This is a genomic window from Flavobacterium sp. WC2430 (assembly GCF_040822075.1).
Classification (GTDB): Bacteria; Bacteroidota; Bacteroidia; order Flavobacteriales; family Flavobacteriaceae; genus Flavobacterium.
This window is the reverse complement of sequence record NZ_CP162007.1, coordinates 2114661-2136355: the sequence shown is the minus strand read 5'-3', so window position 1 is coordinate 2136355 and position 21695 is coordinate 2114661. Positions and strand designations below refer to the sequence as shown.

General features: G+C 30.7%; 17 protein-coding genes. 10 read left to right on the top strand and 7 right to left on the bottom strand.

Going from position 1 to position 21695, the window contains the following annotated elements; all coding sequences use genetic code 11:
• Positions 1 to 38: 38 nt before the first annotated feature.
• The 4 genes from AB3G36_RS09345 to AB3G36_RS09330 form a co-directional block, all read right to left on the bottom strand.
• A complete protein-coding gene (locus AB3G36_RS09345; protein ID WP_367752046.1) occupies positions 39 to 938 on the bottom strand; it encodes an alpha/beta hydrolase family protein in 900 nt (299 codons plus the stop codon).
• Positions 939 to 1159: 221 nt separating this feature from the next.
• Positions 1160 to 2497: a histidine kinase gene (locus AB3G36_RS09340; RefSeq protein ID WP_367752044.1), complete on the bottom strand. Its 1338-nt coding sequence runs from the start codon at positions 2495 to 2497 to the stop codon at positions 1160 to 1162.
• 46 nt (positions 2498 to 2543) lie between these two features.
• The gene (locus AB3G36_RS09335; protein WP_367752042.1) at positions 2544 to 3194 is read right to left on the bottom strand and encodes a hypothetical protein; all 651 of its coding nucleotides are present in this window, start codon (positions 3192 to 3194) and stop codon (positions 2544 to 2546) included.
• A gap of 260 nt (positions 3195 to 3454) precedes the next feature.
• Complete coding sequence (locus AB3G36_RS09330; protein WP_367752040.1) at positions 3455 to 5614, bottom strand: TonB-dependent receptor; 2160 nt, start codon at positions 5612 to 5614, stop codon at positions 3455 to 3457.
• A gap of 270 nt (positions 5615 to 5884) precedes the next feature.
• On the opposite strand from AB3G36_RS09330, the gene AB3G36_RS09325 reads away from it, so the two are divergent.
• The 9 genes from AB3G36_RS09325 (at position 5885) to AB3G36_RS09285 (ending at position 14481) form a co-directional block, all read left to right on the top strand.
• Positions 5885 to 6442: a sugar O-acetyltransferase gene (locus tag AB3G36_RS09325; RefSeq protein WP_367752039.1), complete on the top strand. Its 558-nt coding sequence runs from the start codon at positions 5885 to 5887 to the stop codon at positions 6440 to 6442.
• Between the two features lie 3 nt (positions 6443 to 6445).
• Entirely contained in the window at positions 6446 to 6706 is a 261-nt protein-coding gene (locus tag AB3G36_RS09320; protein ID WP_367752037.1) for a hypothetical protein, read from the top strand.
• A 1-nt stretch (position 6707) separates the two neighbouring features.
• Positions 6708 to 7097 carry a VOC family protein gene (locus AB3G36_RS09315; RefSeq protein ID WP_367752035.1) on the top strand — a complete coding sequence of 130 codons (390 nt, stop codon included), beginning with the start codon at positions 6708 to 6710 and terminating at the stop codon, positions 7095 to 7097.
• A 143-nt stretch (positions 7098 to 7240) separates the two neighbouring features.
• A complete protein-coding gene (locus AB3G36_RS09310) occupies positions 7241 to 8521 on the top strand; it encodes a chloride channel protein (protein WP_367752033.1) in 1281 nt (426 codons plus the stop codon).
• 6 nt (positions 8522 to 8527) lie between these two features.
• Entirely contained in the window at positions 8528 to 9130 is a 603-nt protein-coding gene (locus AB3G36_RS09305; RefSeq protein ID WP_367752031.1) for an HPP family protein, read from the top strand.
• A gap of 106 nt (positions 9131 to 9236) precedes the next feature.
• A complete protein-coding gene (locus AB3G36_RS09300) occupies positions 9237 to 9776 on the top strand; it encodes a hypothetical protein (RefSeq protein ID WP_367752029.1) in 540 nt (179 codons plus the stop codon).
• 94 nt (positions 9777 to 9870) lie between these two features.
• Positions 9871 to 10929 carry a nucleoid-associated protein gene (locus AB3G36_RS09295; protein WP_367752027.1) on the top strand — a complete coding sequence of 353 codons (1059 nt, stop codon included), beginning with the start codon at positions 9871 to 9873 and terminating at the stop codon, positions 10927 to 10929.
• A gap of 788 nt (positions 10930 to 11717) precedes the next feature.
• Entirely contained in the window at positions 11718 to 11957 is a 240-nt protein-coding gene (locus AB3G36_RS09290) for a hypothetical protein (RefSeq protein WP_367752026.1), read from the top strand.
• A gap of 160 nt (positions 11958 to 12117) precedes the next feature.
• A complete protein-coding gene (locus AB3G36_RS09285) occupies positions 12118 to 14481 on the top strand; it encodes a GAF domain-containing protein (protein WP_367752024.1) in 2364 nt (787 codons plus the stop codon).
• Here AB3G36_RS09285 and AB3G36_RS09280 read toward each other — a convergent pair.
• Positions 14478 to 15668, bottom strand: coding sequence for a Pycsar system effector family protein (locus AB3G36_RS09280; RefSeq protein WP_367752022.1), 1191 nt, complete (start codon positions 15666 to 15668; stop codon positions 14478 to 14480). The two genes, AB3G36_RS09285 and AB3G36_RS09280, sit on opposite strands and share 4 nt — an antisense overlap.
• A 23-nt stretch (positions 15669 to 15691) precedes the next feature.
• Here AB3G36_RS09280 and AB3G36_RS09275 point away from each other — a divergent pair, with 23 nt between their 5' ends.
• Entirely contained in the window at positions 15692 to 19423 is a 3732-nt protein-coding gene (locus AB3G36_RS09275) for a metallophosphoesterase (RefSeq protein ID WP_367752020.1), read from the top strand.
• Here AB3G36_RS09275 and AB3G36_RS09270 read toward each other — a convergent pair.
• Both AB3G36_RS09270 and AB3G36_RS09265 read right to left on the bottom strand, forming a co-directional pair.
• A complete protein-coding gene (locus AB3G36_RS09270) occupies positions 19406 to 20290 on the bottom strand; it encodes an SdiA-regulated domain-containing protein (RefSeq protein WP_367752018.1) in 885 nt (294 codons plus the stop codon). The two genes, AB3G36_RS09275 and AB3G36_RS09270, sit on opposite strands and share 18 nt — an antisense overlap.
• Positions 20291 to 20340: 50 nt before the next feature.
• Positions 20341 to 21405 carry a hypothetical protein gene (locus tag AB3G36_RS09265; RefSeq protein WP_367752016.1) on the bottom strand — a complete coding sequence of 355 codons (1065 nt, stop codon included), beginning with the start codon at positions 21403 to 21405 and terminating at the stop codon, positions 20341 to 20343.
• Positions 21406 to 21695: the final 290 nt, after the last annotated feature.

Genomic DNA, 21695 nt, shown 5'->3' with positions numbered 1-21695 from the left:
AGAGAATTCGCAGTTTATATACTATTATAGGCATTTCTTTATTTTGATACTTTAGACTTTTGAATACTCAAAGCTTTCTGTTTTATCCATTGAATTGAAATATCAACAGGTTCAGCATCATTGTCAGAAGAAGTATTGTGTCCTAAGTTAGAAAACAAAGTATATTCGAAAGGTCTACCTAGAACTTTCAATGTGTTTAATTGCTCGATACACATCTTTACCGGGATCTGTATATCTTTCTCACCAAAAAGCCAAAGTCCCGGAATTGAAAGTTTATTTAGAGCATTTTTGGGATCAGTAGCCGTAAATTGATAGCGGTCAGCATCATTTTTGACATGTTCACGAGCATCCGCTTCTGAATGAGTTTCCCAAAAATTGTTGTTTCCATTGGTATAAAACTGAAACCTTAGTTGTTCCAGAGTTGTAATTGTTGGGCAACTAAACAAAACCATAAATTCTATTTTCGGATTTTTACTTGTAGTAATTGGGATTATCCACCCTGCTTGACTAAAGCCAACTAATCCAATAGGTATCTTTTTATCCTTCAAATAGGTTCTAAATGTATTTACTGCTGTATTTGCATCGTGAGATAATAAACTAAGATTAGTTGTGTCAATATTATTAGTACCAACAGATGGTCCCACATATACACCGCCTGATTCCCCAACTCCTCGTTTATCATATGTGAATACAGCAATGCCTTCTTTGGCAAGACGTTTTGCAAACTCCAATTCTCTTTTTACAGGGTCAGACCCATGAACAATTACAACAGCTGCAAATGTTTTTTTTGGCGTTAAAATTGAGCCTGAAAGAGTGACGCCCTGACTTTCGAATTTTACATCTTGAATTGTAAATTCCGTTGATTGAGAAAATACAATTTCTGTTAAACTTATAAATACTAACCAAATAAATAAGTTTGAAAAAGAGTTAATGTTCATTTTTGTTTAATGTAAAAATTTGTTTTTAAGTGTTTTTAGCATTGCCCACAACTACTGAATATGAATACCATTGCAATTCAGAAGTGAATTTCTAGTTAATAAAAATATAGTACGAGTTACACTAAAATAGATGAACAAATGCAACTAAAATGCTTTGATTTTATTGAATCTTTTTTTTGCCTTAGAATAGCAATCTTCTTCTTGATATTTATTCTCCATGGCTATTTCCATGTTTGTTTTGCATCTTCTTTACTCAATATTTCCTGGATTTTTCGTTCTTCCCAATTCGAGCTATACCCAAAAACTTTCAAAGCATGCATGATTAAACCAAATCCCCAACCACCTGCAGAAAACCAAAACCATTGAAATTCTGGTGAATACCTTAGATTAATAAAAATTAAAAAAGGAATTACACAGCAATAAGAAATTAAATTTCCATAAAAACCCTTCAATTCTTCTACACGCTTTTTTGCTCTGTAGTAAGCATTGTTTTCATCGTAGTCTTTTGTCGTTTCCATAACTGTAATTTGTTTGGTCAAAATTGGTATTTTGACCGAAAATACTTTTTCATTTTGGGCTATCAATACTTTTCTATCAGTGATAATTCCGTATCGATTAATTATATTTTGAAGACCAACCCCTTGACGGTCTTGTAATACTTCTTTCTTTTGAAAATCATTTTCAACTACTAAATAACTTCCTTTAATGCTAATTCGAATATGCAAAGGTCTTTTTTCACTTACCACATTGTGTTTTACTGTGTTTTCTAACAACAACTGCAAGGAAAGCGGGACGACCTTAGCTTCTGGATCAATTATAGAATTTGGTAATTCATAAAACAAACTATTCTCAAAACGCATTTTAAGCAAGTTCATATACGTTTTGGCGAAAGCCAATTCTTCTTCAACAGAAACTAATTCTTTGTCTTTTTGTTCTAATACATACCTGTAAATCTTAGACAAGGACGTCGTGAATCGCTGTGCATTATCCGGATTTTCTTCGATCAAAGAACTCAATACATTCAAACTATTGAATAAAAAATGCGGGTCTATTTGATTCTTTAAACTTTCGAATTTCGCATTGGCAGTTCCGGCAATAATTTTCTGTTCTTTTACTTTGTTTTCGTTGTATAATTTGTAGAAATAAAAAGTATATAACGATAGTGTTACAAAAAAAGTAATACTAATTGAAAACAAATAATTGGATGGTTTTTCAGCTGATAAAAACTCTTGAAATGTCATCCCATTGACTAAAACTTCTTCAAAAATACGCAGTAAAAAAATAACGATTAAAGAAAGTAAAAATGCTCCAAAAAATCCAATTACAATCCTTTTTAGAGAAAACCTATCCTTTTTAAAATACAAATCTAGGGAGTTAAAAAGATACATATTAGACACATACAGTGATAACGTGTACAACAAGGTAAATCCAAAACTAATTAATAAACTTAGATCAAATCGTATTGTATTCCCTAAAATTAAGTTCAAAAATTGAGCTATAAAAAAGATAATAAATGAGAGTACAAATACTTTAGGTATTTCTTTATTAATTTTATACATATTATTTTAAATTAAGTAATAGGAAAATTGAATTTGATTAATTATCCTATTTACAGTTTTTCTGTGCTTCTAAAGCTCTGTCTAATCCCCATTTAGGAGAAAAAGGTGTTTCAGGTTTAAAAGTAGCAAAAAGTTCAATGGCTTTATCAATTTGAGCACACATCGGTTTGGTATCTTTTCCCCAAAACTTGGCTCCACCTATTTCAAATTCTGCTTTTGAATAAACTACTCTCGGATTATTAGGCGCAATTGCTTCAGCTTTTGCGTACAATCCCATAGTAGGTCCAGATAGTTTTTGTCCGTTCGTCATAGGGTCGAAAACAATCCAAGCGGTATTAATCATAGCTTGCATCACATACAATTCGGCATTATTTTGATCTTTACCCATTTCAACATCTAAAGCGTTTTGTGCTTTCGAAAGTAATAAATTTATTTTTTCTTTATCCTTAGTTCCAAAAGCAGTTGTAGTATTTACTAAAGCCACATAGTAATTAGGCAACCAGTTCTTAGGTTCAGCAGCGGCAATTCTTTCGAATAAATCAGAAGCTTCTGTAGTTTTCCCTTCTCCCCAAAGTCCAAAGGCTTTTCCCATTCCTTGTTCAAACTTCCCTCCTGTTGACTCCATAGTGCTTTGTTGTCCTTGAGCCGATAATAATGTAATAACAAATAATGCGAAAGTGGTAATTAATTTGGTCATGATTTCTAGTTTTTAAGATTGATTAATTTTTTATTGATGATTGAAACGTTGTTAATTTATATTTCAAAAGTATTTCAGAAATACGGTTGTAAAAATTTATAATTACTGAACTGTTGAATTTTTAGGATGAATCGATAAATTAGTCGAAAGGTTGAAAGTCATAAAGTCGAAAGTCACATTGTTTGCGGAAATACTTTAAGTCTTTGAAAATCCAAATCATCCTTCCTTTTAGACTTTCAACTTTATAACTTTAAGACTAATTACAGATTCTTCAACTGATTGTCTTTTTTGTCTTTGCTAATGGTCCAAAAGAAACCAACAAAGAAGAACCGATCTGCTGTGGGCGTGATGGTTTTTCGGTTATAATAACCCGCTGCATTTGGGTCTTTAGCATAATCATATCCAAAAACATTTTGTGTTCCTAATACATTTGAAACGGAGAAATACAATATCTTTTGAGCACTTATTAAATACGCCCAGTTAAAACTTAAACTATTATACGATTTCGTTTTTCCATTCATGAATTGGGTTTCATTTGGATTATTATAGGGACGTCCTGAGCTAAAAGAATTCGTAAATCCAATTTGTGATCTCCAGTCTGATATCCAATATTTAGTTACGATTGACAAACTATGATCAGCGACAAAACTGGGGGTTGCGGCTACTGGGAAATTTTTATAATCCCTTTTGGTATCGATATAAGAATAGGAAATCCAATATTCTAGATTTTTAATTGTTTTTCCATCCCTCCAGAATAAATCCAACCCTTTAGCGTATGCTGAACCCGTATTATTAAAAACCGAATTATAAGCAATATCTTGAGTATCGTATTTTACTAGATTATTGTAATCTTTATAATAGGCTTCGGCTCTAAAGGTTTTACTGTCTTTAGCATATTGAAAATTCAAAATATAATGAGCCGCTTTCTCACTTTCAAACTGATGGTATTTAGAATATTTTATATAATCAACAGATGGACTTTGAGAGAAATCTCCGTAAGCCAATGAGAACTGACTATTTTTAGCTACTTTGTACGCTAATGAAAGTCTTGGAGCAAGGGCAGTTTCATCAAGTAAGTCATTGTACGAAGCTCTTAACCCAATTTTGGCGGCAAATTTTTTCGAAAATAAAACATCGGCTTCCGTGAAGACTGCTGCAATATTCGAGTTGTATCCATTTGTATTCGTTGTTCCAAGATTAGGTTTGAAATCTTCATTGAATTTGGTACTAAAATAATCCCCTCCAAAAGACAATTTAAAATAATTAGAAAAGCTTTTCTTCAGTTTCAATTTCAAATGTGCCGCATTTTCATCATTATCAACTTGATCTAAATCCAACCCTATTTTATTTTTACTATACCCATAACTCATACCAGTAGTAATTTGCCAATTAGTCCCAAAACCGCCTTTGTATGAAGTATTCAAATAAAAATTATCATTGTTTAGATTCACCCTTATTTTCTCTGGACTGTTTATATTTTCCTGATTAATATCAAATTTAGAAGAATCAAAAGCAGCATACAATTTCAGAATTCCGTTATTAAAATTATAGCGATACACCGTTTCTCCCGACAAAGATTGAAAAGGACTATTCCAGTCCACATTTTGTGGAATTGCTGCTTGGTAAGGAGCTAAATTGATATACGAAGCATTTACACTCAGTGAGCTCTTTTCCCATTTTTGAGTATTTCCAAGCCCTAAGCCAACAGTCATTAGTGAAATTTCGGTTTTGTTTTGATCCGGATTGTCCTCCGTATTTAAAAGCAATACGCTCGATAACGCTTCCCCATATTCGGCAGAATACCCTCCAGTAGAGAAAGCAATACCATTGAATAAAAATGGAGAAAACCGACCACGAGTAGGCAAATTATTAGTTGTTGCGCCATACGGTTGTGCCACACGAATACCGTCGACAAAAGTTTGAGTTTCATTAGCTTCTCCTCCGCGAACAAACAAACGACCGTCTTCACCCACACTTTGTGTCCCAGGCAAGGTTTGTAAAGCAGCAATAATATTCCCAGCCGAACCTGCTGTGGTTACAATATCTAACGGTTTTAAAACTGAAACCCGTGCTTTCTCACCTGATTCCATTGTGCCAGCTGTAATCACAACCGCGTCCAAAGCATTTAAATTCTCTTTTAGTTTGATGGTTTTTCCCTGAAAATTAGCAACATCAATTTGAGTTTTTGAAGTTTCGTAAATTAAAAAACTAACTACTAATGTTTGATTTCCTTTTTCGTCCGTTACAAATGAGAAATCCCCCATTTCATTAGATGTTGCTCCGTCGTAAGTTCCTTCGATAAAAACATTAGCGCCAACGATTGGTTTTCCTTTTTCATCTATCACTTTTCCTGAAATAGGTGCTTGTGCAAATAGTAAAGTGGTAAAAAATAAAGTAATTAATGTAGTGATTGATTTCATTTGGTTTGATTTTGATTCTCCAAATGTATTTTGATTGTCTCTTTTTAAAAACTTAAACTAACTGAACTGTCAATTTTCAGGGATGAGTTGTAGTCGATTTGATTTTCTGTTATATTTACATCAAATCGTAAGGATTTACAATGGCGATTTGCATGAGGGATGGCAGTGGAAATCCTCCCATTTTTCATGGGAGATTGCAACGAACAGCCCGACCGAAGCTTTTGCGGAGGGCATGCCCAAGAAATATTTAGAAACAAAGATTTATAGTAAATGAAAACGGAACAAGAAAAAATGATTGATGGTGAGTATTACTTGGCTGGAGATCCTGTTTTAGTTAAAGGGCGAAGAAAGGCAAAAAACTTGCTACATAGCTTGAATGTTACTCAATATCGAGTGACCAAAAAAGCACGTGAGATTATAGCAGAATTGATTCCGAATGCTGGAGCAAATCTTTATATTGAACCTCCTTTTCATTGCGATTATGGATACAATATATTATGTGGAGAAAACGTTTATTTTAATGTCAACTGTGTGGTGCTGGATTGTGCAAAAGTAACAATAGGTTCGAATGTGTTTTTTGCACCCGGAGTACAATTGTATACTGCTACGCATCCATTGGAAGCTGAATTAAGAAAAAGTCTTGAAAGTGCTCTACCTATAACCATAGGCGATGATTGCTGGATTGGAGGAAACTCCGTTATTTGCCCAGGAATCACAATTGGTAAAGGTTGTGTTATAGGTGCTGGATCAGTAGTTACTAAAGACATGCCCGATAATTCACTGGCAGTTGGAAATCCAGCGAAAGTCATACGAAAACTAAATCAATAAACTATGTCACATGTATTAGCTAAACTCAACAATGTTCCAATTGCAGTTATTAAAGAAATCCTAGAAAAAGACAAGGAATTTCATGCCTCCCAAGGAATGTATTTAGAAAACATTTGGCAAAACACAGATAACGATACCGAAGTTTTCTTTTTGTTTAAAATTGATTCTATCGAAAAAACAAAAGTACTCATCAACAAATTACACGCACAAGCTTTAGTGGAAAATCCCGAAGCAAATTTACCCACCATGATTTATTTACAATAAAATGCTAGAACTTAACAAAATACACCACATCGCCATTATCTGTTCTGATTATCAAAAGTCAAAGGATTTTTATACTGAAATTTTAGGATTAAAAATCATTCAAGAAATTTATCGAGAAGAAAGAGAATCCTATAAATTAGATTTGTCTTTAAACGGAAACTTTGTTGTCGAACTTTTTTCTTTTCCAAATCCACCTCAAAGACCTTCGACTCCAGAATCCTGTGGTTTGCGTCATTTGGCTTTTGAAGTAAATGATATTGAAAAAACAAGAGCTTTTTTAATTACAAATAACATTTCTTCTGAAGAAATTCGAGTAGATGCCTATACTCAAAAACGATTTTTCTTTATTGCTGATCCTGATGGTTTGCCGTTAGAGTTTTATGAGTTTTAATAAAATTATTAATCCCAAAAGCTTGCTAATTATAAAGATTTCTTAAAATTACTGTTAACTGATTCTTAACAAACCCCTATCCAGTTTTATTTATTTACATTTGCAAACCTTAAAAAAATTAAGGTTTGCAAATGTAAATTTAGATGAATAAAATAGCACATATTAAAAAAAATATTCGGTTTATTAAATTCCAAAAAATAGTTATTGTTTCCATTTTGATTGGTTTTCTTTCTTCTTTTTTAGGAATAACCTTAAAAAAACTAACGGAGTACTATGAAGAAATATTCTTCAGCCAAGCTTCCTTACATCCTATTTTTATTTTTGTTTTTCCTGTTTTTGGGCTTTCGATCATCTACTTTTTAAGGCAGTACGTATTTAATAAAAAAGAAAATAAAGGAATAAACGAAATATTTGAAAGTACAGGCTCTAAAACCAAAAACTTACCTAAATCTAAAATTGCATCTCATTTTATTAATGGTTTATTGACTGTTGTTTTTGGAGGATCGACAGGAATTGAGGTTTCAACAGTCGTAGCTACGGCTACAATAGGATCAGTTGCACAAAGGAAACAAAATATTTTTAAAGAGTACAAAACCGAATTAATTTGTGCTGGAGTAGCGGCAGGAATTACAGCTTTGTTTAATAGTCCTTTTGCGGGAATCTTTTTTGTGTTTGAAGTCATTTCTAGAAAAGTAACACGCACTTTTTTAATTAGTACTATTATTGCTGTTACTGTTTCTTTTGGACTTGTCTATTTAATTGACGAAAAAACATTATTTACGGTTGACATTATCACTTGGAATTTAAGAGCAATTCCGTTTTTTATTCTTTTGGGAATTTTGGCTGGAATTAATTCTGTTTACCTTACCCGTTGTGTTTTATTTTTCAAAAATAATTTAACCCAAATAAAAAGTCATTATTACAAAATTATAATTGGATCTGTAATACTAAGTTTTTCTCTATTTTTCTTCCCGCAACTGTATGGAGAAGGGTATCATGCCATCAAAATGATTTTTATAAATCCAAATGAAGTGAAAATATCTTTTAACTTACTATATACCCTTATAGGAGTTATTCTTTTAAAACCCATTGTCACCTCAGCCACGCTATTTTCTGGAGGAGACGGAGGGGTTTTTGCTCCAAGTATATTCATTGGTGCGTTTTTAGGTTTATTTGTTGCGCTACTTTTAAATACTTATTTTAAAGCTGATATAATTCCTGTTAACTTTATGGTATTAGGAATGGCAGCTGTTTTAAGTGCTAGTATTCATGCTCCTTTTACAGCAATATTCCTAATTTGTGGTTTAACAAATGATTACACTTTGTTTTTTCCCATTTTAGTCGTTTGTCTTATTTCAAAATATACAGCAAAGATGATTTATCCACACTCCGTATATTCCTATTCAGCTAGTCTATCAAAATAAAAAAACATGCCTATTCAAAAAATTAAAAAAGGATATCGCAAAACAAAATACATCCTTTATAAAGAAACATTGATTGACTTTAAGGAACACTTTTGGGCTTTTGTTGGTTCGTTTATTGGCATTGGAGCTATTGCTTATTTTAATTCTCATCATTTTGTTGATTCCGATAATGTTTATCTCATTGGATCTTTTGGGGCGTCAAGCGTTTTAATTTATGGCAATATTCAAAGCCCGTTTTCACAACCCAAAAACTTGGTTGGAGGACATTTTATTTCTGCAATAATTGGCGTGACAATCCACTTATTATTTCCAGAAATCATTTGGTTAGCTGCAGCATTAGCGGTGTCAATTGCTATCGTTCTCATGCAAATTACAAAAACTTTACATCCACCAGGAGGAGCCACTGCATTGATTGCCGTAATTGGTTCTTCTAAAATAAAAGAGCTAGGTTATTGGTATGTTTTGAGCCCAGTCCTTATTGGTGTACTTATACTTCTATTAGTTGCATTAGTAGTCAATAATATAACTGAAAATCGAAGTTACCCAAGCAATAACAGATACCACAAGAAGTACCATACTTTTAAAAAACGAATTATTAAAAAGCTGTAGGCATAGTACTTATAACAATATTGAAATCTTATTAACAAATCAAGTTTCTTAAAAAGATATCTGAAATTAAATTTTACCTTTGACCTTTCAATAAAAAACAAAGATTATGGTTTACAAATTCAGAGTAATTCTAGATGCTGAAGAAGATATATTTAGAGATATAGCAATACTTGCTGATGATACTTTAGAAGATTTACACAACGCTATCTTCAATTCATTTGGTTTTGACGGCATGGAAGTAGCCTCTTTCTATACTTGTGATGAAACTTGGAATCAAGAGGATGAAATTTCACTTTTTGATACTGGAGATGTTCCAGGGGAGCAAAAAATCATGAGTGATTATGTTTTATCCGATTTATTGGATGACGAAAACACTAAGATTATCTATGTTTATGACTTCATCAATATGTGGACATTCCTTGTAGAACTAGCTGCAATTGAAGAGCAAGAAGCAGGAAATTTATATCCTGAGACCTTATTTTCACATGGTGAAATGCCAGATGAAGCTATGGAAAAAAACTTTGAAGCAGACAATGCTGATGATTTTGCCAGCGAATTTGAAGATGATTTAGATGAAGATGATCTAGATATGTTTGGAGGAGATGATAGCTTTGAAGATTTTGGATTTGAAGAGAATTGGAATTAGTTTAGCTAAAAACTAAGAATCAAGAGCCAAGATCAAAGACCTCCTCAGTAGCGTCCTTTATCTTGGCTCTTTCATCTACATAAACATAAAAAAAATGATCAACTTATTTAACACACATATTGAGACACTTTCTATTCACAGAGTAGGAAATAAAAGTCGCAATGAAGCTATTTTCTTATCAGAGCAACCATTTAGCCTTCAAGACGAAATTGTACCTCTTATAAAAGAATTTTTTCTAAAACCATTTAGAGAAAAAGAGGAGAACTATTTCCAGTTTGCCCATGAAGTTGATTTAGATTACAACGACATGTATAAATATGCTTCGGAAATATTTGACAATCCTAGCAGTTTACACGAAGGTTCTAAAAAAATCACACAACATCTATTTGAGCAATCAAACCATCCACACATTAAGAATGGTGAGGTTTATGTTACGTATTTGACCAATGTAAATATTGATAATAATGTAGTGGACGCCATTGGAATTTTTAAAAGTGAATTACAATCGGACTTTTTACAATTTGAAGAAAAAGGAACGCATCTAGAAATGATTTTACAACAAGGTATCAACCTAAGTAAATTAGATAAAGGATGTATTATTTTTAATCATAAAAAAGAAGAAGGATATAAAATACTTACAGTAGACAGCAATCGTTATGATGCTCGTTACTGGTTAGAACATTTCTTATCAGTAGATGCATTTGAAGATGAGAATTTCATTACTAAGAAATACTTGAAATTTTGTCAAAGCTTTGCCAAAGATGTTGTTTTTCCAGCAGAAGACAAAAAAGAAGAAGTCATGTTCATGAATCGTTCTGTAAATTATTTCGCCAAAAACGATCAGTTTGAAGAGACTAATTTTTTAAATGAAGTTCTTGACAACCCAGACTTAATTCCTGAATTCAAGAATTACAAAGTTGATAAAGGAGAAAAATACAGTATTGAAGACGTAACCTCATTCCCTATTGCTAATGCAGCAGTTACTGATGCACGTAAGTCAATCAAAAATGTAATCAATCTAGATACACACATTCAAATAAAAATGGATTTCATTAATCCTGAAAGTGCAGAGAAATTTGTTGAAAAAGGTTGGGACGAAGAAAAGCAAATGTATTATTACTTGGTTTATTTCAACAAAGAAGAGAAATCATAAACCGTAAATCATAAATTAAGACCTAAAAAACCCTCAATTATAATATAGTTGAGGTTTTTTTGATGCCGTAAGCAGAAAGCAACAAATAGAGTATTGACCTATAATCATAAGGTATTTACTATAAATAAACTAAATTTATGTATTTCATCGATTTTTTTTATCGTTTTAACGGATTAATTCTATATTTACTGTCCCCAAATCTACCTAAACAATTATTATTATGAGACAAATTAATTAGCCTATTGTTTTACATAATTAAGAAATCAAATATTTTTAAAATCTAATGAATATTAGATAGAATAAGCCCCTTTATTTAATGACATTTAATTGTCAATAAAATAAAAAGAGAGTTATTTATTAAAAAAATAACTCCTTAGATTTGATCTAGATATAATAATTGTTCAAAACTTAAATTAAAGAGATGCTGATACTATTAATCATACATTGTTTACAAACAATAAAAAAAAGGTTTTACGAGGTTCAAGTTATTCGAATAGAAAAGAATTAATTTATGTCTAATTATTATTGATTAGTCTTGAATTATAAAATAAATCTAAATTATGAGTTAGTCCTATAATTTTTATTTTAAAAAATTTTGCCCCAAATTTTTAATCTCTAATTACTTTCAGTAATTAGAGATTTTTTTTATATTTTAATTTATAATTGTTACAAAATATACGTAATACCTTGTTAAAAATAAATAAACACGCATTTAATCGATAAATTTAGGGATATTAACGATAATTTAATAAGTTTATTATCCCCAAATCTACCTAAACAACCTAATTATGACCAAAGTAGAAATCAAAGACATTTTTCTAAGTAAAAAAATGATTTGCAAAATTATTGGTCATAAAATCATCCTATCAAGAAGAATTACCAATCACATCAATGAATATAAATGTTCAATCTGTGATTTAGAATTAACAAATGATGATGAAGGTAATAGAACCAACCTCACTCCTGAATTAAAAGAAATCAACGAAACTTTAATCCAATTTTATAAAAAAAGACTCCATAAAGCATAACCTATAGTACGCTCAAAAAAAAATCCTTACTTTTCCCTGTTTTAGTGTAAATAAGACACAAAAGGCCAATAGGAAAAGATTAACAAAAAGAACACAATAAGTTATCAAAATGTACATTTAATTTTAGTTTTTTGTAGATTTGTACCCTATATCATATTTTATGGGAAACATTAATTTTTTCAAAGAAAGTCCATTTAAAACCTTAATTTCATTTCATAAACTGATTGAATCTTTGGAGGAAATAGCTTTGTCTGAAATTGATTATCGCTCCAATTATGCCAAAGCATTATTAAAAGAAATTGAACATATTCCTGAGTTTAGTACTGGTATTGAAGATATATCTATTATTGAGGATAATAAAACACTCATAAAATACTTACTGGCTGATTTATTTCCAACTGCATTGACAAAAAATGAAATCAAGGCGGTTACAATTCCCTTTCAAAACTTGACCTTTAATTTTTCGGAACGATTTAGTAAAATTCTAAAAGAGGCAGGCGGTACTTTTGACATGTCCATTAGAGACCTTGACGGGGATCAGTTATACATTGTAAGTTGTATACTCATCTTGAATACGGTTTACCAACAACACTTTGAAATCAATAAACCTTTATTTTATGATATTCCTGATTCAAATGGCATACTAAAACATTATCGTATTCTTTATAATGCTGATTTTTTAGAAATAACTCCAACTAAAAAATCAATTGCATTAACCCCAGAAGATATTGATCAATTAATGGATAATTATGATGACATCTCGTTATGGAAACAAAAATTTCCAATAGAAAGTTGGATATTTAAGGGTTTTGGTATCGTAACTCTTTTTGATGCTACCACAGAAAGTGCAATTTCTAATTTAAAAAGCAACTTATTAAAGTCTGAAACCGATGCCGGAAATCAAGAAAATTTTGAAACTATATTTAGGTCCATCTTTAAAATTCCCGATTTAAAAGTAGGTTTGATCTTTTATGATGAAAAACAAGATAAATTCATAAAGCCGCCATTCAATAACAAAATAAAAAGTTACATTCTTTTTGAACAGGATGAAATGGTCGACTGTAACAAAGCATTTTTTGGATGTTCTCAAATTACTCTTTTGAATGAAAAAAAACCATTTATAATTTCAAATGTTGAAAAATTCTCTACAATCTTAGGAAATGAGACATTAGGAAACCATTTATTGAAACAAAATATAAAAAGTTGTATTCTGGCTCCTGTCTTAAAAAACGACAAACTACTTGGTATTATAGAGCTAGTATCTTCCAAAACAAGAGAACTTAACAGTATCAATGCTAACAATTTAGACCTTCTACTGCCATATGTAATTGATTCTTTGGAACGCTACAATGTCGATTTACAAAACCAAATAGAGGCAGTAATTCAAAGAGAATATACTGCAATCCATTCCAGTGTATATTGGAAATTTAAGAACGAAGCTGAAAAATACTACCAAACGAACAGCCCAAATAAAGACTATATCTTTAAAGAAATTGTATTTAAAGAAGTATATCCTTTATATGGTCAAATAGACATTAAAGGTTCTTCACAGCATAGAAATGACACTGTTAAAGAGGATCTTAAAAATCAATTAAAAACATTGTTAACTATTTTTGAGAGCTTGAAATCTAATAGCTCACTCACATTATTGGAACAACGAAAATTTGAAATGCAAACCTATTTTAAAGAACTTGAAAAGGAATTAAAAGCAGATACTGAGCAACAAATTCAAAACTATATTCAAAAAGAAATACATCCTATTTTAAATAACTCTAAGATTGACAATACGTGTCAATTAATGATTAACCAATATTTTGAAGAATTAGATCCTAAAACAGCTTTGTTTTATCATTCTAGAAAAAAGTTTGATGATGCAATGTCCATTATCAATAAAAAAATGGCTTCCATTCTAGATAAGGAACAACTTGATGCTCAAACCATTTTTCCTCATTATTTTGAACGATTTAAAACTGATGGAGTAGAACATAATTTATATATTGGAGCCTCTATCACACCTTCACAACCTTTTGACATCATGTATCTTAGCAACCTAAGATTATGGCAATTACAAACTTTATGCAAAATGGAATTAGAACACCATCGATTAAAAAAAGCCTTACCATATGAGTTAGATGTGACTTCATTAATTTTAGTATTTAGCTCCCCACTTTCCATACGATTTAGAATGGACGAAAAACGTTTTGACGTAGATGGAACATATAATGCCCGCTATGAAGTAGTAAAAAAACGCATTGACAAAGCAAATATTAAAGGTACGCAAGAAAGAATAACTCAAAAAGAAAAAATAACAATCGTATATTCTCATAGCTATGAGGAAACTGAATATTTGAAATACATCAAATTTTTGCAATTCAAAAAAATTCTAGAACCAACTATAGAACAATTTGACATTGAAGAGCTACAGGGCGTTTCAGGTTTAAAAGCTTTACGAATAAAAGTGGTTAATACAGAGTCTTCTAATGATAAATATTCTTATCAGGAATTATTAAGTGAAATAAATTAAGCTCTAACAGAATAAAAAGCCAGTACAAATGCAATCACCGAAATAATAATTCCAATCATAAAAATATTATAAGTAATCCTTAACAATCTATATTTTTTTTCAAGTACTAAGCCTAAATAATATAAATCTTTAATTAAAGAATTATATAAGTATTCGTTGTCTTTCATCATTTCATTTACAGCCCATTCATATTCTTCTAAAGGCATTTTATAAAAATTACCAAAAAACAACAAATTTACTTTTCTATCCTCAATGTCTTTTCGCGTAAAAATACCACTGGTAACTTTTGGGCGTGTAGATAGGATGGCAAAAATTATTGAAATCACACTAAACATAAGCATAATAAATGTTGGCATAACCAAATGCGCATTATTTGCACTATCTAATTTTGGAATAATTGACGAAAGCGCAATAGAAATAATAATTGCATTTACTGAAAGTAGAATATTGGCTTTACTGTCAGCAATACCACTTAATCTCGTGTGATTACTTAATGTGATTCGAAACAAAGTGTCAACACCACGATCCGCTTTTTTGTTTTTCTCCGTTTTCTTTTTATTTTTTATTTTCTTAGGCATTTCTTCCATTTTGGCTTCTGTTTTTTTTATTTTATCTTGAACCAAGAGTATGTTTTTTTCCTTTAACGGCGTCCAATTAGCAATTGCAAAATCAGTATAATATTGATGACATTGTGTTAGTATTCTATAATTCTCGCTATCCCATTCAAAATCATTATAGAATTTTTGCTGTGTATTTTCCCATTCCGTTCTTAACGATTCACAAATACTTAAATAATCAGGACTCGCAAAATGAGAATAATCAGCATCTCTTATGATTTTTTCCAGAATCGTATTAGGTGCATAATCGAATGTAGTAGCTTGAATTGTACTAGCCACTTTTTCAATGTATTCTGTAGATTTGTCTTTTTCTTTGAGGAAATCAGTGGCTATCGTTACACTAGAAAGCTCATGATGATCACATCCTTGAATGTAACCTGTGTCATGAAACCAAGCCGCTATTAAAACTATTTCCCTATCTAATTGACTTAAAGACTCTTTCCCACTAAGGACTTCAACCGCCTTAACCACATCCATTGTGTGCTTAACATTATGATAGGTAAATAAAATAGAAAGTCTATCTTTGAGTAATTTAATTACAAAATTTTCGGCTTGTTCTATAAGATTCATAAAAATTTTTATAATACTAAATTATGAAATTGTTTTCAGATAATCATTTTATAAAATATAAAATACCCGCATACTTATTTTTATCAATATTCATATTGCATTCTTGTGCAACTCATCATGCACAATATGGAAATAAAATCACAGCTAGTTTAACAACAAACGCAGATGATACTTCTAAAATTGCCCATACTTTTTTTTTAATTGGTGACGCTGGTAATAGTGACGAAGATAATTCAAAAAAAACGCTAAAGCAACTTAACGAAGCATTACTAAAATCAGATAAAAATGCTACGTTACTTTTTTTGGGAGACAATATTTACCCGAAAGGAATGCCAAATAAAGAAGACAAATCCAATTATGATTTGGCAAAAAACAAACTATTAAACCAGTTAGCACTTTCTAAAGAGTTTAAAGGTAAAACGCTTTTTATACCTGGAAATCATGATTGGTATAATGGAATAAATGGTTTAAAGCGTCAAGAAGAAATTGTTACTGATTACTTAAATGATAAAAAATCATTTTTACCAGGAAAAGGTTGTCCCATAGATGATTTAAAAATTAATGATTTCACAACACTAATTACAATTGATAGTCAATGGTTCTTGGAGGACTGGGACAAGACTCCAACAATAAATGACGATTGTGATATTAAATCTCGAGAAGCCTTTTTTGAGGAACTGGAAAGTTTATTAACTAAGAACAAAGAGAAAACCGTAATACTCGCATTACACCATCCATTAATGAGCAACGGTAGTCATGGCGGTCAGTTTTCATTAAAAAAACAGCTTTTTCCCTTGGAACAAAAAATCCCGCTTCCAGTAATAGGCTCTTTAATTAACTTTATTCGAAAAACATCCGGAATAAGCCCTCAAGACATTCAAAACAAACAATATACCGCTTTTTCGAAAAGAATAAAAACCCTTTTACAAGGACATAACAATGTTATAGTCGTTTCTGGACACGATCATAATTTACAATACATTGATCATCAAAATATAAAACAAATAATAAGCGGTGCTGGATCAAAGTCGGAAGCAGCCAGAGCGATCTATCAAAATGATTTCTCTTACGGTAAAAATGGTTTTGCTACTTTAAAAGTCTATTGTAATGGAAAAACAATCGTTTCCTTTTTTGGTCAAGAAAACAATAAAAACAAGCTCCTTTTTGAGAAAACTGTCTTATTTCCCAAAAACGAAGTAGTTTTAGAATATCCAAATAAATTTTCTCTAACAACAAAATCGGCTGTTTATACTCCAGACATGATTCATAAAAGTAAAGCACATAATTTATTTTTAGGAACACATTATAGAAATTATTATGGTGAACTTATAGAAGCCAAAACTGCCATTCTAGATACCTTGTATGGAGGTTTAAAACCAGATATTGCAGGTGGGGGTCATCAATCAAAATCATTACGACTTGTTGATAAAGACGGTAAGGAATATGTAATGCGTGCAGTTAAAAAGAGTGTCTCCCGATTTTTGCAAAGTGTTGCATTTAAAGATCAATATGTAGAAAACGAATTTGAAAATACATTTGCTGAAGACTTTTTATATGATTTTTATACCACTGCACATCCATACACTCCCTTAGCTGTTGGCGCTTTAGCAGATAAAATTGGCGTATCTCACACTAATCCAAAATTATTTTACATCCCAAAGCAAAATGGCTTGGAAGAATTTAACACCAATTTTGGTGATGAATTGTATTTAGTTGAAGAAAGGCCTTCGGAAAGTCAAAAAAAATTAAAAAGTTTTGGTACTCCAAAGGATATAATAGGAACCGAAGAAGTATTAGAAAATCTAGTAAAAGACGAGAAATATAGTATTGATGAAAACGAATATATAAAAGCCCGTTTATTTGACATGTTAATTGGAGATTGGGACAGGCATTATGATCAATGGCGTTGGGGCGAATATAAGGAGGATGGGAAAATAATTTACAAACCGATTCCTAGAGATAGAGACCAAGCATTTTCAAAATACGATGGTGCTTTGCTTTCTATTTTAATGAATATTCCCGCATTGCGACATATGCAAAGTTTTAAAGATGATATAAAAAATGTCAAGTGGTTTAATCGTGAAGCCTATCCATTAGACTTGGCTTTTTTAAAAACGGCAACAAAAAAAGATTGGATTAAAGAAGCACGATACATTCAAGAAAACCTTACAGATGAAGCGATTGACAATGCTTTTACTAGTTTACCAAAAGAGGTTCAGGATAAAACAATTGCCGAAATTAAGGAAAAGTTAAAATCTAGAAGAGCAAAACTAGCTAATTATGCTTCTAATTATTCCACCGTTTTACAAAAAACAGTTTTGATTGTTGGTACCAACAAAAAAGACAAATTTGTCATCAATCACATCTCAAAAAACAATATTGAAGTTTCTGTTTATAGATTAAAAAAAGAAGGAGAACAATTAATTCATAGCATTAGTTATAATGGTTCTAAAACTAAAAACATATGGATCTATGGATTAGATGATGATGATGATGAATTTGAAGTAAAAGGGAATTATTATTCAAAAACAAAAATTAGACTAATTGGTGGTCAAAATAACGATACCTATACCGTAGAAAACGGAGATAAAATTAAAATCTTAGATTTTGATTCTAAAAACAACACTTTCAATATCGATTCTAAAACTCAAAAAAAATTGAGCGACAATTATGAAACTAACTTATATAATTACGAAAAGCCAAAATACAATGCCTTTTCAGGATATCCTATAATAGGCTTTAACCCTGATGATGGAATAAAATTTGGTATAAATGTCAACTACACCGTTAATCGTTTCAAGCAAAATCCATACACTAGAAAACATATATTTAAAGCTAATTATTATTTTGCTACTGAAGGTTTTGAATTGCTTTATAATTTATCAGCGCCAAAAGTTATTGGTTCATGGGATTTTAATTTAGATACACAGTTTACAAGTCCAAATTTTGCAATCAATTATTTTGGATATGGAAACGAAACACTAAATAATGATGAGATAGATGGAATGGATTATAATCGCGTTCGTATTCGAATTATTAAAGCAGCTCCACAATTAAAAAAAGCAGGTCTTAATGGTAGTACAATAACTGTTCAATCTGTTTTTGAAAATATAGAAATTGACAGGACAGTAAATCGTTTTATAACCAACGTAAATACAGTAAACCCAAACGTTTTTGAAAATCAACAATTTGCAGGAACCACTTTAAAATATAGTTATGAAAATTACGACAACCCTTCATTACCAAGCATTGGAATGGGGTTTTCGATTTCAGGAAGCTGGAAAGTAAACCTAGGTGATCTAAATCGTAATTTTCCAACAATTGAATCAAAACTTAATTTTAATCACAAAATTGACTCTAATGGTAAGTTTGTTTTAGCAACACTGTTAAAAGGAAAAGCAGTATTAAATAATAATTTTGAATTCTATCAAGGTGCCACATTAGGCGGAGATTATGACTTAAGAGGTTTTAGAAATGAACGTTTTTTAGGCAAGCAATCCTTTTTTCAAAGTAGTGATTTAAGATGGAATATTGGAAAAATACGCGAAAGTATTGTTCCAATGACTTATGGTGTTTTAGGAGGTTTTGATTATGGAAGAGTTTGGTTAGACGGAGAGAAATCAAATAAGTGGCATCAATCTTTTGGTGGAGGTTTATGGCTTAATGGTCTAAATGTAATAACAGCTAGAATTACTTATTTTAAGAGTCCCGATGATAAAGGTCGAATTACTTTTGGATTAGGATTTGGATTTTAGTTTAAGCTTATTTATGGAAACTTCATAAACCATTCCCCCATTACCCTTTGTTTTTTCATCGACAATTAGTAATTTATCATTATCTTTAAAACAAATCCCTTCTTTTTGAGAATTATGCTTTAAATTAAATTCACTCATTTTTCCCGAGAAAAAATCGTCCTCTTTAAAATTCTCAAATAACCAAATTCTGCTATGACTCAACAAGACTACTTTTGATTGATCTGGACTAATAGCTGCACTTGTTATTGCATAGTTGTCAAAATCATTCCCTGTTTTATATTTACCTAATAACTTCGCTTGATGGAATCCTTCTTTATTTGGGATTCGATACAATAATGTAGTACCATCAAATCCCTTACTTCTGTTTTTAGTAAACAAATAAAAATTACCCTTTAGTTCAAAAAAACTTTCAACATCAAAAAGTAATTCTTTCTTTTTTGGAGGAAATTCATTTTGTTCTGGATAAGAAAAAGAAACTTTATATAATGTTTGAGCAACTTTACTTTCTAGAGCATATTTTGGAACTTTATAAATACATAAATCTTGTCTTGTATTATCATTGTTACCAAAATCACCTATATAAAAGTTCCCTTCCTGATCTGTAGTAATATCTTCCCAGTCAATATTTTTCGCTTTCTTTATTGTTACACTATTTACAACATTCCCGCTTGTATCTATTCCATAGATTTTATTTTTATTCCCACTGTCTTCAATTGCCCAAACTAAATGAGATTGAGGAGAATAACTAATACCCGAAACTTCCTTTAGCTTGCTTGGTAATTTATAAAGTGGTACAAGTAAGCCTGAATCCTGCTGACAAGAAAATAAAAAGAAACCGACCGAAAAAAACAAAAAATAATTTTTCATAAATTATACCGATATCACATAAATAAAAAAGAAGATAATCAAAAAACAAACTAGAAACCAGGTTTAAATAAGTTGGCATTTTTAAAGTTCCTTGTAACAAATTTGAATGCAGCACTCAATACATTACCCATTCGTTTTGCATTTTTAAAATTCAAGTCGTTGGTGTATTTATAAAGGTCCAATTTTAATTGTTGTACATGTTCGTCTGGGGCAATCATATCGTTCCCCATAATTTTCAATATTCTTTTGATACGTGTTTCAGCCGAAAGAATTCTTTTGGCTAAGGCTGCACGTTCTTCATTTTTATATTGCTCAATTGAACTTTCTTGCAATTTTTCTTTAACCAATTTTACCATCGGATAGTTTTCCTTAAAGAATTGGGGACGATAAATTTTAAAATTACCCTCATAACATTGTTGATCAAAATCAATAGGTCGAATTCTATACACTACTTGATCAAAATCATGAATAGGGATGATTACATAATTATAAGCTCTCATGTCACCCAAAAGGCGAATCATACAACGTTCATTAAATTTTACAAATTCTTTTGCAATTTGAGATTTTTCAGTCTCCGTACAGTCATTTAATAGTGTTTCAATGAATACATCACCTGGAATACCAATAATATGCTCTTCAATTAAAGTATCATCGTATACTAAAAAATTTATTTTATCAGGTGATAATATATGTTCCAATTCCAGTCCATATATACGGGAAGCATCTGCTTTTTTTATGTAAAAATGTACATAATTATCATTTAAAATATTTCTGACTTTTATTCTAAAAGGTTTAGAATTTCCAAAAGTGCAAAAATCAATTGCATCTACATTTAAAAATTTTATAATATCATTGTTTCCATCTGAGTGCAAAAGAGAATAGATTTTTTTTAAATTCAAGTCAATTTCATTTCTTTCAAATTCATTATAAAAAACACGTGCCCATAAAGTGTCCTGGTCCTGCTTATCATACACATTTATTGAACCTGAAAAACGCAATAAATCATCATAACAAATTTGAACTTTTGAAATACGATCAAAACGCTCTAAATAGTCAAATAACGGTTTATTTACAGGGTAAGTTGGTTTTTTAAATAGAATTTCGCCTTCGCTCATTTGGATAAAATTTAATGCAAATTTACATTAATTTGATCCGTATTGGCAATAAAAGATAAACTTCTTAGTTTTAAAAAAGCGGAATGCATCAGTATCAGTTAATTCATGCAATATTTAATCTACTAAAAAAAATATTTTAACCAGCTAAAAAATATTTCTGATTATCAAGCAATTAGAAAATAAACTTTTTTTAACTTCAAAAAAAAAAATATTAAATACAAAAAAAACGATTCAGAGAATAATTTATTTTAAATTTGAAAGTCCCCAAGACATAATATACCATTATCTTA

Coding starts and splice junctions, on each gene's coding strand:
- AB3G36_RS09305 (WP_367752031.1), top strand. CDS start 8,528: ATGCCTATTCAAAAAATTAAAAAAGGATATCGCAAAACAAAATACATC.
- AB3G36_RS09290 (WP_367752026.1), top strand. CDS start 11,718: ATGACCAAAGTAGAAATCAAAGACATTTTTCTAAGTAAAAAAATGATT.
- AB3G36_RS09310 (WP_367752033.1), top strand. CDS start 7,241: ATGAATAAAATAGCACATATTAAAAAAAATATTCGGTTTATTAAATTC.
- AB3G36_RS09285 (WP_367752024.1), top strand. CDS start 12,118: ATGGGAAACATTAATTTTTTCAAAGAAAGTCCATTTAAAACCTTAATT.
- AB3G36_RS09320 (WP_367752037.1), top strand. CDS start 6,446: ATGTCACATGTATTAGCTAAACTCAACAATGTTCCAATTGCAGTTATT.
- AB3G36_RS09270 (WP_367752018.1), bottom strand. CDS start 20,290: ATGAAAAATTATTTTTTGTTTTTTTCGGTCGGTTTCTTTTTATTTTCT.
- AB3G36_RS09315 (WP_367752035.1), top strand. CDS start 6,708: ATGCTAGAACTTAACAAAATACACCACATCGCCATTATCTGTTCTGAT.
- AB3G36_RS09295 (WP_367752027.1), top strand. CDS start 9,871: ATGATCAACTTATTTAACACACATATTGAGACACTTTCTATTCACAGA.
- AB3G36_RS09275 (WP_367752020.1), top strand. CDS start 15,692: ATGAAATTGTTTTCAGATAATCATTTTATAAAATATAAAATACCCGCA.
- AB3G36_RS09330 (WP_367752040.1), bottom strand. CDS start 5,614: ATGAAATCAATCACTACATTAATTACTTTATTTTTTACCACTTTACTA.
- AB3G36_RS09280 (WP_367752022.1), bottom strand. CDS start 15,668: ATGAATCTTATAGAACAAGCCGAAAATTTTGTAATTAAATTACTCAAA.
- AB3G36_RS09345 (WP_367752046.1), bottom strand. CDS start 938: ATGAACATTAACTCTTTTTCAAACTTATTTATTTGGTTAGTATTTATA.
- AB3G36_RS09300 (WP_367752029.1), top strand. CDS start 9,237: ATGGTTTACAAATTCAGAGTAATTCTAGATGCTGAAGAAGATATATTT.
- AB3G36_RS09325 (WP_367752039.1), top strand. CDS start 5,885: ATGAAAACGGAACAAGAAAAAATGATTGATGGTGAGTATTACTTGGCT.
- AB3G36_RS09335 (WP_367752042.1), bottom strand. CDS start 3,194: ATGACCAAATTAATTACCACTTTCGCATTATTTGTTATTACATTATTA.
- AB3G36_RS09340 (WP_367752044.1), bottom strand. CDS start 2,497: ATGTATAAAATTAATAAAGAAATACCTAAAGTATTTGTACTCTCATTT.
- AB3G36_RS09265 (WP_367752016.1), bottom strand. CDS start 21,405: ATGAGCGAAGGCGAAATTCTATTTAAAAAACCAACTTACCCTGTAAAT.